This is a genomic window from Pseudoblastomonas aquimaris (assembly GCF_035481675.1).
GTDB lineage: Bacteria > Pseudomonadota > Alphaproteobacteria > Sphingomonadales > Sphingomonadaceae > Alteriqipengyuania_B.
On the sequence record NZ_JAYJJW010000002.1, the window covers coordinates 491,430 to 504,594 of the forward strand.

Genomic DNA, 13,165 nt, shown 5'->3' on the forward strand with positions numbered 1-13,165 from the left:
CTGGCATTGCGTGAACCACTCGACAAGAGACCACTCTTCTCTATTTGATCTGCGGTAGCGAGCCAAATATTCTTCGCAATCCCGCCTTCATCTGTCCGTCTGCTCTTGGCATATTGCTAGTCCGTCCAATCAGGCACGAATTGGGTGAATTGGCGAGTGTCCGACTTGGTGCACTTGTGAGGGTCGTTCTAGCCGAATACGCCCCGCAGTATCCAACTCTTTCACTGCGAGCCGATGACAGACATCAGGTCAATGCAACGGTCGGCCGCTTGATCTACCAAGTCTTCGATATCCGACCCGCGATCATACTGATCGATTATGGTCGGTGCTAATGTACGCGACACGAGGTTGACCCACGGAACAGCATACCAGTTCTCCTTCGGATCAAGCGGCGATCGAAGAACCTTGGACGAATAGGTGGCCTGTCCCCACGCGACTGCCAGAGGTTCTTCTGCCAACCAGCCCCAATTTATGCTCGACGGTGCCGGGCACCGAGCAAGGAATCGGGCGGTAAGTGCTTGCTTTTGGGCTCTTGGCTGCTTGGACGAGATAAAATGAACCAGCTCGTGGAAGACGATGGTGTCCCAATAGGAGGGGGCAATCTCGGTCGGCGGACTTTGAAGGAGAATGAATGAGCCAGCGATAGGTTCGGCCGATGCCACATTGCCGGGCGGTCGGCGTGTGAAGAGGACAGTGAATTCGCCATCCAGATCGCTTCGATAGAATTTCGCTATGGACGCGATGAAATCTGCCGCCGCTAACGACTTGAGCCTAGCTTGAAGTTCCGAAGCACGTTGCTGAAGCGCCGAACTGTCCGCGAGCAGCAAACGCCACTCTGGTTGGAAGTGCCGGTAGAAGCCCCTTAGCATCTCGGCGTCACTGACACTTGCAGCCTTTTCTAAGCTGGCCAGTGCTGCCTCGATTGTCGTGTGTTGAAGAAAGTGCGCGGCGAGGGGGTCGGAAGCTGCAGTCAATTGATCGCGCGACGCGAAGATACCGTCCGGGGATGATCTTGGATCGGGAGACCCTTGCCCCTTCAGGATCGTCCGGCGCCGGTATTCCTTGTAACTGTCAACCCATTGCTGATCCGCCTCGGTCCATCCAAACCGTGCCTCCCATTCCTCTCGATAGGCCGGAATAGTGTTGCCCGGGAGCCAGTCACTCATGTTGTCCATCGTGGAAAACAGGTCTGCTGTCTCGCGGTAGGAAACTGTCAGCGTCAAGTTGGCGTGTGCCTTGAAAGGGAACAGCAGCAAGACCGCTACAGCTATCAGAAGGCGCGCCATCATTTGTCTCTCCGATAATGACCCGACCAAGTCATGATGATCGACATTCAAAGTCTATTTTCAGGGGGCGAACCCGACATCACCCCATCAATTCGCGCACGAAGGGGATCAGCCCGGTCTGGCGCGTGCGCTTCATGCGCTCCGCGTGCAAGATCTCGCGGACCTTGGCGTAGCATTCGTCCAGGTCGTCGTTGATCACGACGTAATCGTATTCCGCCCAGTGGCTGATTTCCGCGCGGGCGCGTTCCATGCGGGCGTCGATCACTTCGGCGCTGTCCTGTGCGCGGCCTTCCAGCCGGCGGCGCAGTTCGGCGATGCTGGGGGGCAGGATGAACACGCTGACCGTGTCCTGCTGGTCCTTCTGGTACAGCTGCTGCGTACCCTGCCAGTCGATGTCGAACAGGAAGTCCTGCCCGTGCTTCAGCGCGTCGCGGATGCGCCCTTTGGGGGTGCCATAGCGGTGGCCGAAGACGTGCGCCCATTCGTAGAAATCGTCCTCCTCGACCATCCGGTCGAACTCGGCGTCATCGACGAAAAAATAATGCACCCCGTCCTTCTCGCCGGGCCGCATCGGGCGGGTTGTGACAGACACCGACAGCTTGATCGCCTCGTCGGTCTCCAGCAACTTGCGCGAGATCGTGGTCTTACCCGCGCCGGAGGGCGAGGAGAGGATGAACATCAGCCCGCGGCGGGCAAGGTCGGTGTGCGAGAGCGCTTTGTGTTCGGCCATGCCCGCGCTTGCCGCATGGGGCAGGGTTAAATCAACCCTGCGCAGCGATGGCGGCCTTATTCCTCGGCCTGCTTGTTGAGCAGCTTGTCGCCCGCGCGGCGGGCACTGCGGCGACCGCGACTGCGATCCCATAGCGTTTTTGCCAGCAATCCGCCGCCCACCAGCGCCGCACCGGGCAGCGAACGCGTCGCGACCTTGGTGGCGCCGTACGCCGCCAGCGCATGGAGCATCGAGCGGTTTTCCACCGCGTCTTTCGCGAAATTGCGGCCGTAACGGCGCTGAAGCAGCCCCTTCTCCACCGTCTGGCGCGCGATGCGGCCCACGCTGCGCAGGACCAGGTCATGGATCAGCAGGTTGGTGGCGGCATTCGGGCTGGGGCCCGCGACTTCGGGGCCATCGCTGCCGATATCGTCGCCGATGTCGCGCAGCTTGCGTGCGCCGCGGTCCGTGATGTGCTTCGATCGTCTTGCCATTTCGGCCCCCGGTTGCGGCGGGCCTCGGGACGCCCGCGTTATTTCTTGCGGCCGAAATCGACCGTGACGACATTGGAGCCGTCTTCGCTTTCGGTAACGAGCGGGCCTGCGCCCTGTTCCGGCGCGTCGTTTTCCGCATCGTCGTGCGGTTCGGGCGAAATGTCCGGCATGTTGGCCTGGAACTGTAGCCCGAAATCGACCGCCGGATCGACGAAAGCGGTGATCGCGGAATAGGGGATCTGCAGCTTGGCCGGGATTTGGTTGAAGGACAGGCCGACCTGGAAGCCTTCCTCGTCCACCTCCAGGTCCCAGAACTTGTTCTGCAGCACGATGGTCATTTCGTCGGGGAAACGTTCCGTCAGGTGCTTGGGGATGGAAACGCCGGGCGCGCCGGTCTTGAACGTGATGTAGAAGTGGTGCTCGCCCGGCAGGGTGGCGCCGTTGGCCTGGATTTCGCCCAGCACCCGGCCGACCACGGCGCGCAGGGCCTCCTGCACGATTTCGTCATAGGGGATCAGGCTGTCGGGCGTCTCTTCGCTCATGCGCCGAGTGATGTAGCGCGCATCCTGCCCGGTCAAGCGCAATTGTGCGGTTTTGCAGGCAATCGAAGCCCGTTTCCCCCATTGCGCGCATGGCAGCAGCTTCTATAGGCTTGCCCCATGCGCACCGCCTCCCTCAGCCGCGACACTGCGGAGACGAAAATCGCCGTCGAGGTCAATCTCGACGGGACCGGCAGCTACGAGGTCTCGACCGGCATCGGCTTCCTCGACCACATGGTCGAACAGTTCAGCCGCCATTCGCTGATCGACGTCACGATGAAAGTGGACGGCGACCTGCACGTGGACCAGCACCACACGACCGAGGACAGCGCGCTGGCGCTGGGCCAGGTGCTGGCGAAGGCGCTGGGCGACAAGGGCGGCATCGGCCGCTACGGCAGCGCCTATTCGCCGATGGACGAAACGCTGGCGCGCGTGTCGCTCGACATTTCGGGCCGGCCCTACATGGTGTGGAAAGCCAAATTCACGCAGGAAAAGCTGGGCGAATGGGACACCGAGCTGATCGAGCACTGGTTCCATTCGGTCGCGCAGACGGCGGGCATCACGCTGCACTGCGAGCTATTGTACGGCACCAACAACCACCACATCTGCGAAGCGCTGTACAAGGGCTTTGCTCGCGCGATGCGGCAGGCGGTGGAGATCGACCCGCGCAAGGGCGGGGCGATACCCAGCACCAAGGGCACGCTGAGTGACTGAATCCGTCGCGCTGATCGATTACGGCGCGGGCAACCTCCACTCGGTGCACAACGCGCTGAAGGCCGTGGGGGCCGACGTTGCGGTGACCGCCGATCCCGCCGTCGTGGCAGAAGCGGACCGGATCGTCCTGCCCGGGGTCGGCGCGTTCGGCGCCTGCGCGCGCGGGCTTCGCGGTGTCGATGGCATGGTGGAAGCGCTCGACAACAGGGTACGGCGCGATGGCGTGCCTTTCCTCGGCATCTGCGTCGGCATGCAATTGCTCGCCACGCGCGGGCTGGAGTTCGAGGAAGTTCCCGGCCTCGGCTGGATCGCGGGCGAGGTGCGGTTGATCGAGCCGGCCGACAACACGATCAAGGTGCCGCACATGGGCTGGAACGATGTCGCACCGATGGGCCATCCGGGGGCCGCCGAGCTGGTCGAAGCGGGCGAGGCCTATTTCCTGCATTCCTATGCCTTCCACGCCGAACGCGGGCACGATGTCGCTGCGATGACCGACCACGGCGGCGGGATCGTGGCCGCCGTGGCGCACGAGAATATCCTCGGCGTGCAGTTCCATCCCGAAAAGAGCCAGCGCTACGGGCTCGACCTCCTTTCCCGCTTCCTCGACTGGAACCCCTGATGATCGTTTTCCCCGCCATCGACCTCAAGAACGGCGAAGTCGTGCGTCTGGCCGAAGGGGACATGGGCCGCGCCACCGTCTATGGCGACGACCCGGCGGCGCAGGCGATGCTGTTCGCCGACGCCGGGGCAGGGCACCTGCATGTCGTCGACCTCGACGGCGCGTTTGCCGGTGAAAGCCGCAATCGCGAGGCGGTGGAAGCCATCGTCTCTGCCTTTCCCGGCCACGTCCAGCTTGGCGGCGGAATCCGCACGCCCGAAGCGGTGGAGGGCTGGTTCAACCTCGGCGTGGCGCGCGTGGTCATCGGCTCCGCCGCGCTGAAGGACCCGCAGTTCGTGAAGGACATGGCGGCCGCATGGGAAGGCGGCATCGTGGTGGCGGTTGATGCCAAGGACGGCATGGTCGCGACCGAGGGCTGGGCCGAAGTCTCCGACGTGCCCGTGCACGACATGGCCCGCCGGTTCGAGGACGCGGGCGTCGCCAGCCTGCTGTTCACCGACATCGGCCGCGATGGGCTGCTGAAGGGCTGCAACATCGACGCGACGCTGGACCTGGCGCGGCGCACCGACCTGCCGGTGATCGCCAGCGGCGGGGTGAAGGGGCTGGACGACATCCATGTCCTCTCCCTCCACGCGACCGAGGGGATCGAGGGCGTCATCACCGGCCGCGCGCTTTATGAAGGCCGGCTGGACCTCGGCGCGGCGCTGGCGATGGCGGCGCGGGCTGCATGACCGTCCGGGTCCGTGTCATCCCCTGCCTCGACGTGGCCGACGGGCGCGTGGTGAAGGGGGTCAATTTCGTCGACTTGCAGGATGCGGGCGATCCCGTCGAGCAGGCGCAGGCCTACGACGCGGCGGGGGCGGACGAGCTGTGCTTCCTCGACATTTCCGCGACGCACGAAGGGCGCGGCACCTTGCTCGACATCGTCCGGCGCACGGCGGAGGTGTGTTTCATGCCGCTGACCGTGGGTGGCGGCGTGCGCAGCGTGGAGGACGCGCGGGCGCTGCTGCTGGCGGGGGCGGACAAGGTCGCGGTCAATTCCGCGGCCGTCACCCGGCCCGAGCTCGTCAGCGAGATCGCGGAAAGATTCGGCAGCCAGTGCATCGTCGCCAGCGTGGACGCGCGGCGGAGCGGCGATGGCTGGGAAATCTTTACCCACGGCGGGCGCAAGGCCACCGGGATCGATGCGGTCGAGCATGCGGTAAAGCTGGCCGGCCTTGGCGCGGGCGAGTTGCTGGTGACTTCGATGGACGGCGACGGGACGAAGGCCGGCTACGACCTCGAACTCACCCGCACGATCGCCGACGCGGTTTCCGTGCCGGTGGTGGCGAGCGGCGGGGTCGGTACGCTCGATCACCTGGTCGAGGGCGTGCGCGAAGGCCATGCGAGCGCAGTGCTGGCCGCGTCCATTTTCCACTTCGGCACGCACACGATTGCAGAGGCGCACGCCGCCCTGCGCGCGGCAGGGGTGCCTGCCCGTTCCTGACAAGGCCCGACTAAGGATTTCGCTCGGCGCGGTCTCAAATCGGGACGCCGCCGAGAGCGCGCTTGTGCAGTGCAGCGATCAGGCGCTGGGGTGCCGCCATGCGCACCCTTGCCCCTATCGTCCTGCTGCTGTCCGCCGCGCCTGCCGCTGCGAGCGGGGGTACCGAGGTGCCCGAGCCTTCCAGCCTCGCCATCTTCGGCCTCGGCGTGCTGGGCGTGATCGTCGGTCGCCAGGCGGCCAAGCGCCGCGCGGACGACGACGCCTAGCTTGATTCCCCGTGCCCCGCGCGCCATGCGGGGGCCATGGACATCCTCCACCGTCTCGAGACCACCATCGCGCAGCGCCGCAGCGCGCCTGCGGAAAGCTCCTACGTCGCCCAGCTCAACGCGCGCGGCTTGCCCGTCATCGCCCGCAAGCTGGGCGAAGAAGCGACCGAAGCGGTCGTCGCAGCGCTCACCGGCAGCGATGAGGAACTGACGGGGGAGGCGGCGGATGTGATCTTCCACCTCCTCGTGCTGCTGGATGCGAAAGGCATCGCGCTTGCCGACGTCATGGCGGAACTGGAGCGGCGCGAGGGGACTTCGGGGATCGAGGAAAAAGCGAGCAGGAGCGACTGATGCCGATCGACGCCACGCAAGCCTACGACGACGACAATCTCTTCGCGAAAATCCTGCGCGGCGAGATCCCGTCCACCAAGGTGTACGACGACGAATGGGCCTATGCCTTCGAGGATATCAATCCGCAGGCGGCCACGCACTGGCTGGTGATCCCCAAGGGGCGCTATGTCAGCTGGGACGATTTTTCCGCCACGGCGAGCGCCGAGGAGATCGCAGGTTTCGTACGCGCCGTGGGCGAGGTTGCCCGCAAGGCCGGCTTCGTGGAGCCCGGCTATCGCCTGCTCGCCAATGTCGGCGGGCACGGCGGACAGGAGGTGCCGCACCTGCACGTCCACGTCTTTGCCGGCGAGCCACTGGGCCCGATGATCGCCCGCCGCTGAGCGCGCTGTCGCGAGGCGGCGAGGGCGACGAACCGACGCTGCCGTTCGATCAAAAGCGCTGCCCCTACGTTAACCCTGCTTGCCGAGCGACTCGGCGCTCCGCTATGGGACAGGGCGTGTTGCCCAACCCCCCTTCCGGCGTCTTCGACGGCGCGCGCCACCTTTATGCGGTGCGGGTCTATTACGAGGACACCGATCTTTCGGGCATCGTCTATCACGCCAATTACCTGCGCTGGTTCGAACGCGCCCGGTCGGACGTGCTGCGCATGCTCGGCATCGACCAGCGCGCCGCGATCGAGGCGGGCGAGGGGGCCTATGCCGTCGCCGACCTGCAGCTTGCCTACAAGCGGCCCGCCAAGCTGGACGACGACGTGCTGATCGAAACGCGCTGCACCGCGATGGGCGCGGCCAGCGTCACGATGGCGCAGGTCGCGACCCGCGCGGGCGAAGTGCTGGCGGAGGCGAGCTTGCGCATCGGCTTCGTCGCGCCCAATGGCCGCCCGCGCCGCCAGCCTGCCGAATGGCGCGAAGCCTTTACCCGGATCCTCGACGAAGAAAGCCAGCAATGAACGTGATGAATTTCCTCGCCGCAGCCGTCCCGGCGGCCCCGACCCGGCTCGATCCGGTCGAACTGTTCCTGCAGGCCGATATCGTGGTGCAGGTGGTGATGGCGCTGCTGCTGATTGCCAGCGTCGTCAGCTGGGCGATCATCATCGGCTTTTCGCTGCGCATCGGCAGGATGGGCCGCGCCAACACCCGGTTCGAGCGGGACTTCTGGGAAAGCGAGGCCGAGGGGCAGATCCCCGATTTGCGCGGCAAGAGCGATATCGCCAGCGCCCGCGTGGCCCGCAGCGGCATGAGCGAATTTAAGCGCTCCACCGGGAAGGGCGCGGTCGACCGTGACGGCGCGCGCGAACGCATGGCGACCGCGATGGGCGCGCAGGTAGCGGTAGAGGCGGATACGCTGGCCGACCGGCTGGGATTCCTCGCCACGCTCGGTTCGGTCGCGCCTTTCGTGGGCCTGTTCGGCACCGTCTGGGGCATTATGAACAGTTTCTTCCAGATCGGCGCGCAGCAGAACTCCTCGCTCGCCGTGGTTGCGCCTGGCATCGCGGAGGCGCTGTTCGCCACCGCCATCGGCCTGTTTGCCGCAATCCCGGCGGTCATCGCCTACAACCGCTTTTCCGGCCGGGTGAATTCCTTCGAGGCCCGCCTGCAACGCTTCGCCGACCGCTTCCACGCGACGCTGAGCCGCGAGATCGAGACCCGCTGATGGCGATGGGGATGCACGCCCATTCGCGCCCGGGCAGGGGGCGCCGCCGCGCGCCGATGGCGGAGATCAACGTGACCCCGCTGGTCGACGTTATGCTGGTGCTGCTGATCATCTTCATGGTCACCGCGCCGCTCCTGACCACCGGCGTGCCCATCGACCTGCCCGACAGCCGCGCCAACGCGCTGGGGCAGCAGGAGGCGAACCAGATCGAAATCTCGCTCGACAGCGAAGGCTACATCTTCATCGCCGACGAGCAGGTGCCGGTGGGCGGTTTCCCGGTGGCGCTGGCCGGCATCCCGCGCGAAGGCGGGGGCGGCCCGCCGCAGGTCACTCTGCGGGCGGACAAGCAGCTCGACTATGGCCGGGTGATGGCGGTGATGGGCGAACTCAACCGCGCCGGTTTCAACCGCATTGAGATGGTCAGTGCCGGTTCATCGGTCGAGCCATAGCCGATTGTCCATGGCATTCGCCCGCATCACGCGCGAAGAACGGATCGGCCTCGGCGTCGCGGCGGTCGCCCATGTCGCACTGGCGTGGGTCCTGATGACCCGCGAGGAGCCGGTGCCGGTGCCGGAGATCAAGCCGAAGCCGGTGGTGGTGACCCTGTCGACCGATGTCGGCCTCACTTCTACCGCGCCCGATCCGGTGCCCGAAGCCGCGATGGCGCCGCCTTCCAGCTCGAACCTGCCGGATACGCCGCCGGCCAGCGTGCCCGACAGCTTCACGCCCGCGCCGTTGCCGACCCCTACGCCCGCAGCACGCCCATCCCCGGCACCGACCAGCCGCGCCACGCGGCGGCGCCCACCGACGCCGACCCCCACATCGCGCGCGTCGTCCCGCACACCGACGCCTCGCTCCACGCCGACTCCCTCGTCGCGAGCCAGCCGCAGCGCGCCGACGCCCACGCCGTCCTCCCGCCGCGAAACCGGCTTCGACGGCGCCTTCGGCAACGGTTCCGGGACGAGCCAGAGCAGCAGCAATTCCGGCACGCAAGCGGCGGAGATAGGGCCGGCGGTGCGCAATTCGCTGGCGGCGGAAATCACGCGGCAGCTGCGCCCCCACTGGAGCGCGCCGCAAGGTGTCGACGTAGAACTGCTGGTCACGCGCGTGCGCTTCAGCCTCAATCGCGACGGCAGTCTGTCGGGCTCGCCACGCTGTATCAGCACGACAGGGGTGAATGCCTCGAACAGCGCGCAGAAGGACGTCCATTGCGAGCGTGCCATAAGAGCCGTTCGCGCCGCATCGCCCTTCAATCTTCCTGCCCAGTATCATGAGGCTTGGAAAACCAACACATGGAGCTTCGACAGGAATCTCTGATGATTAAAACGAAACTTGCATCCGTCTCGCTCTTTGCTGCCCTTTTGGTCGCTTTCCCTTCGATGGCGATGGGGCAAGATGGCCCGGCTACGCCAACCCCCATCGAAGCGTCGGAGACAGGGCAGGATGGTGACGGCCTGACTGGGACCGTGACCGATACCAGTGAGTGGCAGAACCTCGGCATCGCCATCCCGGCCTTTGCGACCAACCAGGAAGTTTCGACCGCTGCAGGACCGGGGAACACGACCGCGCTCGGCAATGCGATCGCGGATGTCATCTACAACGACCTGCGCTTCAACGGCCTGTTCGAACCCACCGGCCCTGCAGGGCTGCCGCGTCCGACATACCCGCAGATCACTGCGCCGAGCTGGCCCACGTGGCAGGGCCGCGATGCGGAAATGCTGGTGCAGGGCTATGTCCGCGCCGGCGGGGACGGGCGGCTGACGGTTGGCTGCTATCTCTACGATGTCGCGCTGCAGAACGAACTCGTGCGCGAAGGCTGGGTGGTGGAGCCCGGCGACTGGCGGCGCGCGGCGCATAAATGCGCCGACCTCGTCTATTCGCGCCTGTCCGGCGAAAGCCCGTTCTTCGATTCCAAGATCGCCTATATCGCCGAGACGGGGCCGAAGGATAACCGCGTGAAGCGGCTCGCCATCATGGACAGCGACGGGGCCAACCACCGCTTCATCACCAGCGGCAGCACCACTGCGCTGACCCCGCGCTATTCGCCCGATTACCGGCAGATCGTCTACCTGTCGTACAAGGACGGCAATCCGCGCATCTACATCTACGACATCGGCTCGGGCAAGCAGACGCTGGTCGCGGAAACGGGCAACCCGACCTTCGCCCCCCGCTGGTCGCCGGACGGGCGGACGATCCTGTTCTCGATGGCGGTGAACGGGAATACCGATATCTATTCGGTGCCCGCGAGCGGCGGCAGCTGGACCCGGCTGACCGATGCGCCGGGGATCGATGTCGGCGGCTCCTACAGCCCCGACGGTCGCCAGATCGTGTTCGAAAGCGACCGGTCCGGCAGCCAGCAGGTCTATGTCATGGACGCCGACGGCAGCGACCAGCGCCGGATCACCTTCTTCGGCGGCCGTGCGGCAACGCCCGAATGGTCCCCGCGCGGCGACCAGATCGCCTTCACCCACATCGTCGGCAATTTCCGTATCGCGGTGATGAGCCCGCAGGGCCGCGGCCTGCGCTACCTGACCGACAGCTGGCAGGACGAGGCGCCGACCTGGGCGCCCAACGGCCGCATCATCCAGTATTTCCGCACCGCACGCGGTTCGGGCGAGGCGGCCTTGTGGCAGGTCGACCTGACGGGCCGCAACGAACGCCGCCTGCCGACGCCCGTGGGCGCGTCCGACCCCGCCTGGGGACCGGTCCTGCCATGATCGATTTTTGTTTTCGAGCTTGGGTCGCAAACCAACTCAACGGCCCTTGGGAGTTATGCCGATGACACGTTTCCATACCATCCTGATAGCCTCCGCCGGCGCGCTGGCGCTCTCCGCCTGCGCTTCCAAGGAACCGAAGGAACTGCCGCCCGAACCGCTGCCCCCCGTGACCGACACAGGCATGCCGGATTACGGCGACGACACCGCAGGCGTCGCGCAGCTCGGCACGCAGGAGCATTTCGTGGCCGGCGTGAGCGGGCAGAACGTGATTTATTTCGACACCGACCGCTACAACATCGACAGCGCCGATGCCGCCGCCCTGCAGACGCAGGCGCGCTACCTGGGGATGTACCCAAGCATCACGGTGACCGTGGAAGGCCATGCCGACGAACGCGGCACGCGCGATTACAACCTTGCGCTGGGGGAACGGCGCGCGAATGCGGCGAAGAATTACCTCGTCGGCCTCGGCATCAGCGCCGCGCGCATCCGCACCGTCAGTTACGGCAAGGAACGCCCGGTGGCGCTCGGTTCGAATGAAGCGGCCTGGGCGCAGAACCGCCGCGCCGTTACCGTGGTGGTCAACTGATCAGCGGCTGAAGAAGTCTGTGGGCGCCGGGATGTCCGGCGCCTGCGCTTCGATCTGCATGAAAGAGGGCGCGGCCCCGCGTTCGCCGTCGCCCGCGACATGCGGTGCGAACAGCGCAAAGGCCGACATGGCGAAGACCGACGCGGCGGCGGACAGGGCGAGTTGCTTGCTCATCATCTCTTGCAGTTCGGGATCGCAGCTGGATTGTGCAACTGCAACATTGCGCTTTGAAACCTTGATTGCGGGTTAAGTTCCCCCTCCGGGTGGCACTTTCGCTCCCCGTCCCCTATCTCGGCCCGTGAAATGAGGCGCACGCACGACCATGGCTGCTAAGGGCCGCAGCAACGACTGGGGTTTTCCCCGCTGGCGCGGCTACGAAGCCAGCCGCGAGGCGGAAACCGTGCGCCTGTGCGATCGCCACGGGTGCGAGGAGAAAGGCGATTGCCCCGCTCCCAAGAGCCCGAACAGCCCCGACCGATGGTATTTCTGCCAGCGCCACGCGGCGGAATACAACAAGGGCTGGGACTATTTCGAAGGCCTCGACAAGGAAGAGGCCGCCAAGCGCGCCAGCGCCGAACAGGCGGAGAATGCGGGCTATGCCGAAGCGGCGCATTACGGCTGGGGCGGCAGCGGCGACGGCACCCGCAGCGCCGATGAGATGCGCGCGCTGGAAGTGCTGGAACTGGAACCGCATGTCGAATTCGCCGACATCAAGAAGGCTTTCCGCGCCAAGGCCAAGGAGGTCCACCCGGACGTGAAGCCCGGCGACGCGGAAGCGGCGAAGCAATTCCAAGCCGTGAGCGTGGCTTACGAGGTCTTGAAAGCCGCCGAAGAACGCCGCGAGTGGCGCGGCTGAACTAGGCGAGCAAGCGGGCGACGGCGTCCGCGATGCGGGTCCCAAGGCCCGGCCCTTCTAACGGATAGAGGAACGGTTCTATCAGTTCCGCTTCCATCACCGCCAGCGTGCCGCCCGCGCGGATCATGTCGATGCGGGCATAAAGCAGGTCGTGGAAGGGAAGGCTGGCGAGAACGGCCTCGGCCGCGGCAAGGTCGGCCGGGGCAGGCTTTATCGCCGTGTCGATGCCGCCGAACATGGACTGGATGCGGTAATCGCCCGCCGCCGGCCGCTTCAGGATCGCGTGGCTGAAAGCGCCGCCGATGAAGACGAAGCTGTATTCGCCCTCTTCCGCGATGGCGGGAAGGAAAGGCTGAATCATCGCCGGATGGCCGAGCGTCCAGCCGGCAGCAGGCGTATCGTCGCGCGTAAAGCTGTGCTGGCCGAGCGCGCCGGCACCCACCTGCCGCTTCACCACGACGCGGTCCGTTCCGAAACGATCGAAGGCGGAGAGGACATCGCCGCGCGAGGCTTCGTCCAGCCACAGCGTCGGCACGGTCGCCGCGCCGCGCTCCGCCAGGTCCTGCAGGTAGGTCTTGCGGGCGTTCCAGCGCACCACATGCGGCGGATTGCAGACCGCGATGCCGCGCGCTTCCAGCGCCTCTAGCCGCGTCAGGAATTCGTCCAGCCGGTCCTGGTAATCCCACGCCGTGCCCAGCATCACGAGCGCGAGCCCCTCGAAATCAGCTAGCGGCGCAGCCCAGTCGATCTCAATCAGCTCGAACCCGCGGTCCGCCAATGCGGGGCGCAGCGCGTCGACCTGCCGGTCGTGTTCGTAGGCGTCGCTGCGCCGTTCGGGCGAGGCGGGAAGCGTGCCCGGACAGGCAAGGAAGCCGATCCGGGCCGCCAT

The 13,165-nt window shown here is 65.9% G+C and carries 21 protein-coding genes; 14 read left to right on the top strand and 7 right to left on the bottom strand.

The window, feature by feature from the left end; translation table 11 throughout:
- Positions 1–221: 221 nt before the first annotated feature.
- From VCJ71_RS12505 to VCJ71_RS12520, 4 genes are all read right to left on the bottom strand, one after another.
- Positions 222–1,289, bottom strand: a complete 1,068-nt coding sequence (locus VCJ71_RS12505; RefSeq protein ID WP_324641457.1) for a hypothetical protein — start codon at positions 1,287–1,289, stop codon at positions 222–224.
- Between the two features lie 76 nt (positions 1,290–1,365).
- Positions 1,366–2,016, bottom strand: a complete 651-nt coding sequence (gene gmk, locus VCJ71_RS12510) for a guanylate kinase (protein WP_324641458.1) — start codon at positions 2,014–2,016, stop codon at positions 1,366–1,368.
- Between the two features lie 56 nt (positions 2,017–2,072).
- Positions 2,073–2,489 carry a hypothetical protein gene (locus VCJ71_RS12515; RefSeq protein ID WP_324641459.1) on the bottom strand — a complete coding sequence of 139 codons (417 nt, stop codon included), beginning with the start codon at positions 2,487–2,489 and terminating at the stop codon, positions 2,073–2,075.
- Between the two features lie 38 nt (positions 2,490–2,527).
- Complete coding sequence (locus tag VCJ71_RS12520) at positions 2,528–3,031, bottom strand: SspB family protein (RefSeq protein WP_324641461.1); 504 nt, start codon at positions 3,029–3,031, stop codon at positions 2,528–2,530.
- Positions 3,032–3,148: 117 nt separating this feature from the next.
- Here VCJ71_RS12520 and hisB point away from each other — a divergent pair, with 117 nt between their 5' ends.
- The 10 genes from hisB to VCJ71_RS12570 all read left to right on the top strand — a co-directional run bounded on the left by hisB (position 3,149) and on the right by VCJ71_RS12570 (position 8,566).
- Positions 3,149–3,742, top strand: a complete 594-nt coding sequence (hisB, locus tag VCJ71_RS12525; protein WP_324641462.1) for an imidazoleglycerol-phosphate dehydratase HisB — start codon at positions 3,149–3,151, stop codon at positions 3,740–3,742.
- Positions 3,735–4,361: an imidazole glycerol phosphate synthase subunit HisH gene (gene hisH / locus VCJ71_RS12530; protein ID WP_324641463.1), complete on the top strand. Its 627-nt coding sequence runs from the start codon at positions 3,735–3,737 to the stop codon at positions 4,359–4,361. The genes hisB and hisH overlap by 8 nt, the downstream gene beginning before the upstream one ends.
- Positions 4,361–5,092 (top strand): 1-(5-phosphoribosyl)-5-[(5-phosphoribosylamino)methylideneamino]imidazole-4-carboxamide isomerase, encoded by a 732-nt coding sequence (gene hisA / locus VCJ71_RS12535; RefSeq protein WP_324641464.1) that lies wholly within the window; start codon positions 4,361–4,363, stop codon positions 5,090–5,092. Before hisH ends, hisA begins: the two co-directional genes overlap by 1 nt.
- Entirely contained in the window at positions 5,089–5,847 is a 759-nt protein-coding gene (gene hisF / locus VCJ71_RS12540; protein ID WP_324641465.1) for an imidazole glycerol phosphate synthase subunit HisF, read from the top strand. The genes hisA and hisF overlap by 4 nt, the downstream gene beginning before the upstream one ends.
- A 98-nt stretch (positions 5,848–5,945) precedes the next feature.
- Positions 5,946–6,113, top strand: coding sequence for a PEP-CTERM sorting domain-containing protein (locus VCJ71_RS12545; RefSeq protein ID WP_324641467.1), 168 nt, complete (start codon positions 5,946–5,948; stop codon positions 6,111–6,113).
- Between the two features lie 36 nt (positions 6,114–6,149).
- On the top strand, positions 6,150–6,464 hold the full coding sequence (locus VCJ71_RS12550) for a phosphoribosyl-ATP diphosphatase (protein ID WP_324641468.1): 315 nt from the start codon (positions 6,150–6,152) through the stop codon (positions 6,462–6,464).
- On the top strand, positions 6,464–6,844 hold the full coding sequence (locus tag VCJ71_RS12555) for a histidine triad nucleotide-binding protein (RefSeq protein ID WP_324641469.1): 381 nt from the start codon (positions 6,464–6,466) through the stop codon (positions 6,842–6,844). The genes VCJ71_RS12550 and VCJ71_RS12555 overlap by 1 nt, the downstream gene beginning before the upstream one ends.
- Before the next feature lie 104 nt (positions 6,845–6,948).
- The gene (locus VCJ71_RS12560) at positions 6,949–7,413 is read left to right on the top strand and encodes a YbgC/FadM family acyl-CoA thioesterase (RefSeq protein WP_416379174.1); all 465 of its coding nucleotides are present in this window, start codon (positions 6,949–6,951) and stop codon (positions 7,411–7,413) included.
- The gene (gene tolQ / locus VCJ71_RS12565; RefSeq protein ID WP_324641471.1) at positions 7,410–8,117 is read left to right on the top strand and encodes a protein TolQ; all 708 of its coding nucleotides are present in this window, start codon (positions 7,410–7,412) and stop codon (positions 8,115–8,117) included. The genes VCJ71_RS12560 and tolQ overlap by 4 nt, the downstream gene beginning before the upstream one ends.
- Before the next feature lie 5 nt (positions 8,118–8,122).
- On the top strand, positions 8,123–8,566 hold the full coding sequence (locus tag VCJ71_RS12570) for an ExbD/TolR family protein (RefSeq protein WP_416379175.1): 444 nt from the start codon (positions 8,123–8,125) through the stop codon (positions 8,564–8,566).
- Here VCJ71_RS12570 and VCJ71_RS12575 read toward each other — a convergent pair.
- Complete coding sequence (locus VCJ71_RS12575) at positions 8,549–9,160, bottom strand: hypothetical protein (protein ID WP_324641473.1); 612 nt, start codon at positions 9,158–9,160, stop codon at positions 8,549–8,551. The two genes, VCJ71_RS12570 and VCJ71_RS12575, sit on opposite strands and share 18 nt — an antisense overlap.
- Here VCJ71_RS12575 and VCJ71_RS12580 point away from each other — a divergent pair.
- The 3 genes from VCJ71_RS12580 to pal all read left to right on the top strand — a co-directional run bounded on the left by VCJ71_RS12580 (position 9,132) and on the right by pal (position 11,420).
- Positions 9,132–9,434, top strand: a complete 303-nt coding sequence (locus VCJ71_RS12580) for a hypothetical protein (RefSeq protein WP_324641474.1) — start codon at positions 9,132–9,134, stop codon at positions 9,432–9,434. The two genes, VCJ71_RS12575 and VCJ71_RS12580, sit on opposite strands and share 29 nt — an antisense overlap.
- On the top strand, positions 9,434–10,834 hold the full coding sequence (gene tolB, locus VCJ71_RS12585) for a Tol-Pal system beta propeller repeat protein TolB (protein ID WP_324641475.1): 1,401 nt from the start codon (positions 9,434–9,436) through the stop codon (positions 10,832–10,834). Before VCJ71_RS12580 ends, tolB begins: the two co-directional genes overlap by 1 nt.
- Positions 10,835–10,895: 61 nt before the next feature.
- Positions 10,896–11,420 (top strand): peptidoglycan-associated lipoprotein Pal, encoded by a 525-nt coding sequence (pal, locus tag VCJ71_RS12590; RefSeq protein ID WP_324641476.1) that lies wholly within the window; start codon positions 10,896–10,898, stop codon positions 11,418–11,420.
- On the opposite strand, the gene VCJ71_RS12595 is transcribed toward pal, so the two are convergent.
- Entirely contained in the window at positions 11,421–11,597 is a 177-nt protein-coding gene (locus tag VCJ71_RS12595) for a hypothetical protein (RefSeq protein WP_324641477.1), read from the bottom strand.
- 145 nt (positions 11,598–11,742) lie between these two features.
- On the opposite strand from VCJ71_RS12595, the gene VCJ71_RS12600 reads away from it, so the two are divergent.
- Complete coding sequence (locus tag VCJ71_RS12600; RefSeq protein ID WP_324641478.1) at positions 11,743–12,276, top strand: J domain-containing protein; 534 nt, start codon at positions 11,743–11,745, stop codon at positions 12,274–12,276.
- A 1-nt stretch (position 12,277) separates the two neighbouring features.
- On the opposite strand, the gene VCJ71_RS12605 is transcribed toward VCJ71_RS12600, so the two are convergent.
- Positions 12,278–13,165: an ATP-grasp domain-containing protein gene (locus tag VCJ71_RS12605; RefSeq protein WP_324641479.1), complete on the bottom strand. Its 888-nt coding sequence runs from the start codon at positions 13,163–13,165 to the stop codon at positions 12,278–12,280.